Raw genomic sequence first — 7,282 nt, 5'->3', positions numbered from 1 at the left:
AAGAGGAGAACCGTCGGGAGCGTCAGAGGGTTATAAGAGCCAGCAACTACCGCAACCACGGCCACCACATCCGCAGCTGCTAAATCCACCACCGCATCCAAATCCGCAACTATCACATCTGCTAAGGCCGCCGCAAAGGTCACAACCACCGTTTGCATAAGCATCATAGTATCCGAATCCTGAATCAAAAGATGAGCGCTGTTGCACCGGTTCGATCCATACAGAGTTTTGTGTCAAATCAATTATTTTACCTAAATGTATACGGCCATCACGGTCTTCAATCCGAACAACTTTTCCGAAATAACGTCGGCATGTATCATAACATTTTTGTCTATGCATGTTCTTTCCTCCTTCCGCATTACAGTAATACGATATGTAAGGGGGACAAGTGCGGCTTGTACGAATGTCCTATCTATCATAATTGTTATAGGAAAGGGGAAATATAAGAAGAGGATATATAAGGAGGAAAAGGCATGAAATCTACAGATCAGTTTCAGACATACGAAGTACCGTGGGAAGAATTTATTGAAGCGTTGCGAGAGGAAATGAAGAAGCAAGTAGGAGCAGATATTATTGATACAGTAGTTTGCAATTTAGAAGATGGTTTTGAAGTGTATACATATGTGCAGGGGGATTTAGATTTTGAATATAAGGAAGGGCTTGAGAGAAAATATGGAAGTGATGCGAAGATACCTAATGTGTTAACGATAATGTTATTAGCTAGTATTTATAATACAAGTGAAGCGAATATACGCTTGCATGCGGATAATAAAGAGAATCCGATTGTTGAAGTGTATGTAAAGCAATGAAACACGCTGTGAAAAGCGTGTTTTTTATTTGTATGATAAAATGTTAGAAAATTGAGAAATGAGGTGGGGGATTGGGAATTAAACATCTTAATTTAACAGTTACAGATGTAACAGCATCTAGAGAGTTTTTAGAGAGGTATTTTGGTTTAATTTGTAGTGGAACAAGGGGGAATGCCTTTGCAGTTATGCGTGATAATGATGGATTTATACTAACTTTAATGAAAGGAAAAGAAGTTCAGTATCCAAAAACATTTCACGTAGGATTTCCACAAGAAAGTGAAGAACAAGTAGATAAGATAAATCAAAGATTGAAGGAAGATGGATTTTTGGTCGAGCCTCCTAAGCAAGCCCATGCGTATACGTTTTACGTTGAAGCACCCGGTGGATTTAAAATAGAAGTGATGTGTTAAGTTAAAAATCAAACTTTTTGTTATGTGTTTTTAAAATAAAAAGTAGGAAAAGTCTGTTTTAAGCGTGGAGCTTAAACAGGCTTTTTTACTTATATAATTGGATAGAGAATGCTAGAAGGAATATTACCAAGTGTATAATCTATTTACATAATAAAGTTATGGTGGGTTAGTTGTCCTAAAATACAAGTCATATATCTTGTTTCCTCTCATAAATTTAAACATAGGAATTTGTCTACAAAGGTGGCGAAGCCTCATCATGAAAATCCGAATTTGTGCCACGTTCATGCTGTTTCTATTTATATGTTTACCTTTATCAGCTTTTGCAAAAGGAGAGGAGGCAAAGGAAAGGGTCGTTTCACTTGTATATGACGATTCGGGCAGCATGAGAAATAACGATCGCTGGAAATATGCCAATTATGCTTTGCAAAGTTTAGTTGCGCTATTAGATGAAAAAGATAAATTTTCTTACGTTCCAATGAGTAAGCCGAATGATCCATTAAACATTTCGTTAACGAAGGATAAAAGGCAAACAGAAATTGAGGGAATTGGAGCGTGGAAAACGTATTTAAATACTCCATTTAGCGCGGTAGAAACGGCGATGCAATCTATAAAAAAGGAAGCAGATATAGATGGAAAACGTGAATTTTGGCTTATTGTATTAACTGACGGGGCATTTAATGATTTAGAGAAAGATAAGGTTGGCGGAAAAGAACAAATTTTGCAGAAATTAGCCCAGTTTAAGAAAGAAATGGATGCAAAAAAGATATCGTTACACCCAGTCTTAATTACGATGGAAGAAGATTTAGGACAACAAGAAAAAGAACAATTAAACACGTTTAAAGAAATATGGAAGAAAGAGATAAATGGTGTTACGATGCCGTCAAGCGGAGAAGATGGCATTGTAAAAAGTGTAAATCAAGTGGCAGCATTAGTTGCAAATCGTGATCCATTCTCCTCTGTTGAATCGATTGTAAAAACGAAAGTAGTGGGGAAAAGAGTAGAGATTACAACACCGTTTCCATTAAAGCGTATGACGCTTGTACGACAATCGCCTTCTCTGCCCGATTATCAGGTCACACAAATTTCTAAACCGTTACAATTACAATCTTCTTTTTCCATACATGCACCAGGAGAAGCAAAATTGTTCGGAAATATAGTTCATATAAGTACGGAAAATCAGGAAGTTATTAAACCAGGAACTTATACGATAGAAGTAGACCAGGACATTGAGAAAGAAGGACTACAAGTACTAGTTGAACCAGCGCTTAATTATACGGTTTCTACTTATGACAAAGATGATAGTAGTCAAAAAAATGTAGAGGAAATGCACGAAGGGGTTACTGCTGTTATTGAAGCGAAGCCTACGGAGTTGCCAGTTCAGTCTTCTTACTTTCAGGCAGAAGTAGAAATAGACGGAAAACAATATCCGATGAAGTGGGACGATAAAAGGCATGTGTTTTATTATGAAACTAAGCTTGGTAAAGGGTTAGTACGCGGGAAAGTTCATATGAATATAAAGGGGTTTTATAGACAGACGAAAGAATTTAAAATTGAAACAGCTGAGAAACCAAAATTATCACTTCAAACTGTTACAAAAGATTATGAAGAAAAAGTGACAAATTTAGAGAATAGTAAACCATTTGTTTTGCAGCCACAGTTAGATGGTAAGCCGATGACAGAAGAAGCTGTAAAAAAACTATTAAAATCTACTGGTGTCACATCTAAACAATCAATCAATTATGAAATAAAGCAACATGGAAATCAGATCTATGTTTATCCTCGTCCCTATTACTCCGACACATTTAATTTTACAGATACCGGCACCGTAGAAGCTACCATCGTAATGCAGGATTCAAAATTACAAGAAGTAAAGAAAAACATAACATTCCATATTCAAGATGCTCCGTTTTATGAAAAATATGCGCTTATTTTTAAGTTTGTCATTCCTATCACTTTATTACTGCTAGTAGTAGGAATCATTGTTTTAGGATGGATTGTTCGGCCGAGATTTCACCGGAAGGCACTACTGTATTATGAATGGGATCAAGAGGTAGCGAAAGATTGGCTATATCAATCTGAGCCAGAATTACTTCGAAATAAATGGTGGAACCATTATTTTGGTATCCCATTTAGAGCAGAAAGAAAAACAGTGCAATCCGTTACGTTTATAGCGAAGAAAGGTTCGAAATCTGTCTTTGTAGCGAAAGAATCACAAGTAGTTGGAATGATTATTGATGGGATGTTTATAACAAAAGATGAAGTAGGAATGGAACATAAGACACTATATCCAAATGAACTTTTACTAATTGATAGAGGATATGGTAAGGAGATTTACAAGTATGAATGTGAATAGTAGATAGGGATAAGACGGGGATGGAGTATTGATTCTCTTTCCCTTTTTTCAAACAAGCAAGAATAGGAAGGTGGTTCACATGACATTACAAGTTCCAACAATATTAATTGGTTTAGGTGGAATCGGTAGTACTGTGACGCATCAAATATATGAAAAATTGCCTGAAGAGCGCCGGAAAAAGGTAGCAATGCACGTATTTGATACAGATGTGAATACATTAAGTAAATTTGATCATATTCGAAAGTTTAAGACACAAACAAGTTCTAGTAAAACGCCTAGGGAGTATATTGCGGGAGATCCAACGATCCCAGAGTGGTTTCCGATGGATCCGACTATACTTGATAAGCCATTAACAGAAGGAGCAGGACAGTTACGCGTCATTTCACGTTTAGCGTTACGTGCTGCGATGAAAGAAGATAAATTGACGTCTTTTTGGCAAGAAATCGAGAAAATTTTTCCGGTTACAAGTGATCAAACGGAATATGGTGTGCGTGTCATTATAGTAACATCACTAGCAGGCGGAACAGGTTCAGGGATGTTTCTGCAAATTGCATTATATTTACGTGAAATGCTTCGGAAGAAATTGCAGCATCATAACATTTTAATACGCGGTGCGTTTTTAATGCCGGATGTTTTAGTAAAGACGAGAACGGTTAGTGCGAAAGAATTTGAAACGGTGCAAGCAAATGGCTATGCATCGTTAAAAGAATTACATGCTATTACGCTCGGTTCTACTGGAGAATTATCAAAACGCGGTGGTGTAACAATTGAATTAGAGTATCGCCCTGATCAAGTAGATGAAGACGGAAGAACGAATCATACAATTAAACAACATCATTTACCGTACAATTATTGTTTCTTATACGATTACGAAAATCTACATGGACACCATTTACACAATTTATCAGACTATATGGAACAGATGGCAAATACAATTTATTTACAGTTATTTAGCCCGATGTCTACAAGTCATTTTGCACAAGAAGACAATCAAATTCAGCAATTAGCAGAATCAAGTGGAAAAGGACGATATTGCGGGGCAGGAACGGCAAAACTCATTTATCCATATGAGCATGTGTTAAAATATTGTGCTTTAAAATGGGCGGTGCAAGGTTTAGATGAATCGTGGCTGCATTTAGATCAACTGTTTCAAGAGAAGAAGCAAAGATACGACCAAGATGTAAAACGTGGGATGCAGCGTGAAAAGCCGGAGAGAGGTAAAAGTTATTTAGAGGACTTGGAGCATCTTGCTACCCGTCCAGAGCAAGCTCATATTTTCTATAGACAAATGTACAATGAAACACGTGAAGGAGCAGAGGGTGGTAAGCTCGGAGTTGCGAAATCAAAACTGTTTTTAGAAGCTGTAGAAAGTTATGTACAACGAACGGTGCAAAAAGATGAGGAATTAAATCGTCTGCAACATGAGTGTAAAATTTCAGCTGCGAAACTGAAAATGATGGAACAAATGAAAGGTGAAGTGGCAAGAGTGGATCATGCGGTTCGCTTATATGCATATGCGATTCCGAGCCGTGTACATGAACATGTAACGACACTTTTATATGACATGATTGAATCAGACCGCTTTTCACCAAGTGGTTCTGAAGGGCAGTCCTATCAATTAAATACATGGTTTTTAAAGAAAACAGATCCAGTTCACCCAGTAGCAGCACGTTTTATGTTATATGAAATTCGAAAACAGTTAGTAGAAAAAATGAATCGATTACATGAAAATAATGAACAAAAGCGTAATGTAATTCAAAACTACGATAAAAAATTTAATGTAGGTAATATCGATGGCACGGTAACGGCTGTACGCCGAGTAGAAATTGCTCAACAACAAGGCTGGTTCGGAAAAATGATTAATAATCAGCAACGTTTATTCAAAAGAGAATTTGAAGACATCGTAACGCAATATGTACACAAATTAAATGAATATCGAAAAGAAATGCTATTAGAACTTGTGTATCAATCGCTATATCAGGCAGTTAATAAAATGATTCAATATTGGGAAAGATTTTTTGATAATTTACATGAAACACGTGAAAATTTATTGTTTGAAATCCAAAAGCGCAGTAAGGAATTTGAAGGGAAAACAAACCCGACGAATGTTTATGTATTAGCAGAGGAACAGCTGCAAGAAAAGATATGGCAAGATATGCAGCAACATTTAAATTTAGGTGTACTACCGAAAGATATATCAGCGGAAATTTATATGAGTTTGTATGGGGAATATTGTCGTGATGCGAAAACAGAAGAGATTCAGTCGAAAAAGGTAGAGGATTTCTATCGCGAACATATACTGAGCTATTGTTATGACGAACTGCAAGTACGCTATCGTGATAAATTAGAATTGAATATTATTGAAGCGTTGCGAAAAGAAGCAGATTATAAGAAACGTGATCGCGATGAATACGTGCGTGAAAAAATTGAAGACCTGTTCCATTTAGCAAGTCCATTCATTCCGAAAGTTGCTCATCATAGGGAATTACAATATTGGGGTATACATCCTTCTTTAAAGAAAGAGCTACAAGAGGAATTGATTCAAGAAATGTTTAAAGAAAAAGATACAGTACACGAAGCCTTTTCGCCATTTGAAGTGATCTGTTATCGAGCACATTATGGCTTATCGCTGCAAGATTTTCCTAAATTATCATCAGGACATATTTCAAACGGATTTATGAATGATAAAGGGGACTATTTCCAATCGTATTATCGCCGTGTAAACAAATTAAATAGTAAAAAATCTAGTTTAACGCCGCATTTAGATAAGTATTGGCACTTACCAGCCTTTATGCCAGATTTGAATGCGACTCAAACAAAATTAGATTATGATAAATGTAATCGTGCATTACTATACGCATATATGTATCGCTGGATTAGTTTAGTTGCTGTTGATGGACAGTTTGTGTATCAATATAACGGTGTGGGACGTAGCTTTTTAATTCAGTCGATGGGAAAAAATATTTCAAGCGAAAGTTATAAATTACACAGAGCATTGCTTCATAATCCGTTTATTTATGAAAACATCTTGTCACGATTTGAAGAAGAGCAAGAAAAGGCGATGATACAAGGTGGACATTTATATACACATCCGTTCGTATTAGGAGCCCAAGATGTAAGATGGCTTAGAAAAGAACATGTCCACAATCTTTTAGACATGATTTTAATGTATGACCGTGAAGCGAAGTATGATCCGACGTTAGAAGAAACATCAGATGAATTATTAAGACTATTCCTTGATGAAATCGAGTTGTATTTCCAGAACTATTACGGTACAGGTGCTGATATGGTTGCAAAGAAAGAGAAAGAAATGTTTATTAAACAATTGTGGGATCGCTCGCATGCGAAAGGATATGTAGATCCAAATAGCGCTCCGTATAAAAAATGGCAAAATTTATTAAGTATTCAAGATGAAGAAGAAACGCCAAAAACGAATGTATAGTGAATGAAAAGGGAATCCTTAAAAGTGGCAATACAACTTTAGAAAAGAGGGATTCTGATGCCGTTTTTAGGAAGTGTATATCAAATATTTGGGTTATATCCGGAACTTTATTATGGGATGATTTCAGCAGAGTTGCAAGAGGAAGCTCAGGAGGAGCATCTTGAAAATAGTAGTGCAGAAGCTGAAGTGGAAGAATAAAAAAAGTGCAGATGAAAATCTGCACTTTTTTGTTAGTATTAAAATGGTGAAATAACCTCAAATTAATTAT

Annotated in this window: 5 protein-coding genes and 1 pseudogene; 5 read left to right on the top strand and 1 reads right to left on the bottom strand. The window is 36.3% G+C overall.

What is annotated here, in order from left to right; translation table 11 throughout:
* Positions 1 to 42: 42 nt before the first annotated feature.
* Positions 43 to 339: pseudogene (locus DN400_RS29100) on the bottom strand (hypothetical protein); the annotation flags it as partial.
* Between the two features lie 134 nt (positions 340 to 473).
* Between DN400_RS29100 and DN400_RS29095 the strand changes: the two are divergent.
* The 5 genes from DN400_RS29095 to DN400_RS29075 all read left to right on the top strand — a co-directional run bounded on the left by DN400_RS29095 (position 474) and on the right by DN400_RS29075 (position 7,212).
* Positions 474 to 809: a hypothetical protein gene (locus DN400_RS29095; RefSeq protein WP_000842905.1), complete on the top strand. Its 336-nt coding sequence runs from the start codon at positions 474 to 476 to the stop codon at positions 807 to 809.
* 71 nt (positions 810 to 880) lie between these two features.
* Positions 881 to 1,219: a VOC family protein gene (locus tag DN400_RS29090; protein ID WP_000511529.1), complete on the top strand. Its 339-nt coding sequence runs from the start codon at positions 881 to 883 to the stop codon at positions 1,217 to 1,219.
* Positions 1,220 to 1,475: 256 nt separating this feature from the next.
* Positions 1,476 to 3,572 carry a vWA domain-containing protein gene (locus DN400_RS29085; RefSeq protein ID WP_061660597.1) on the top strand — a complete coding sequence of 699 codons (2,097 nt, stop codon included), beginning with the start codon at positions 1,476 to 1,478 and terminating at the stop codon, positions 3,570 to 3,572.
* A 79-nt stretch (positions 3,573 to 3,651) separates the two neighbouring features.
* Entirely contained in the window at positions 3,652 to 7,014 is a 3,363-nt protein-coding gene (locus DN400_RS29080) for a tubulin-like doman-containing protein (RefSeq protein WP_000175110.1), read from the top strand.
* Positions 7,015 to 7,071: 57 nt separating this feature from the next.
* On the top strand, positions 7,072 to 7,212 hold the full coding sequence (locus DN400_RS29075; protein ID WP_147802109.1) for a phosphonate ABC transporter permease: 141 nt from the start codon (positions 7,072 to 7,074) through the stop codon (positions 7,210 to 7,212).
* The last annotated feature ends 70 nt before the right edge of the window (positions 7,213 to 7,282 follow it).

This window comes from Bacillus sp. AR8-1, from assembly GCF_008042345.1.
Lineage (GTDB): Bacteria > Bacillota > Bacilli > Bacillales > Bacillaceae_G > Bacillus_A > Bacillus_A cereus.
Note: the sequence above shows the minus strand (reverse complement) of the source record. Positions and strands in the feature narration are given on the sequence as shown.

Excerpts from the sequence above, each read along its gene's own strand:
- DN400_RS29085 (WP_061660597.1), top strand. The coding sequence starts at position 1,476 with ATGAAAATCCGAATTTGTGCCACGTTCATGCTGTTTCTATTTATATGT.
- DN400_RS29075 (WP_147802109.1), top strand. The coding sequence starts at position 7,072 with ATGCCGTTTTTAGGAAGTGTATATCAAATATTTGGGTTATATCCGGAA.
- DN400_RS29095 (WP_000842905.1), top strand. The coding sequence starts at position 474 with ATGAAATCTACAGATCAGTTTCAGACATACGAAGTACCGTGGGAAGAA.
- DN400_RS29080 (WP_000175110.1), top strand. The coding sequence starts at position 3,652 with ATGACATTACAAGTTCCAACAATATTAATTGGTTTAGGTGGAATCGGT.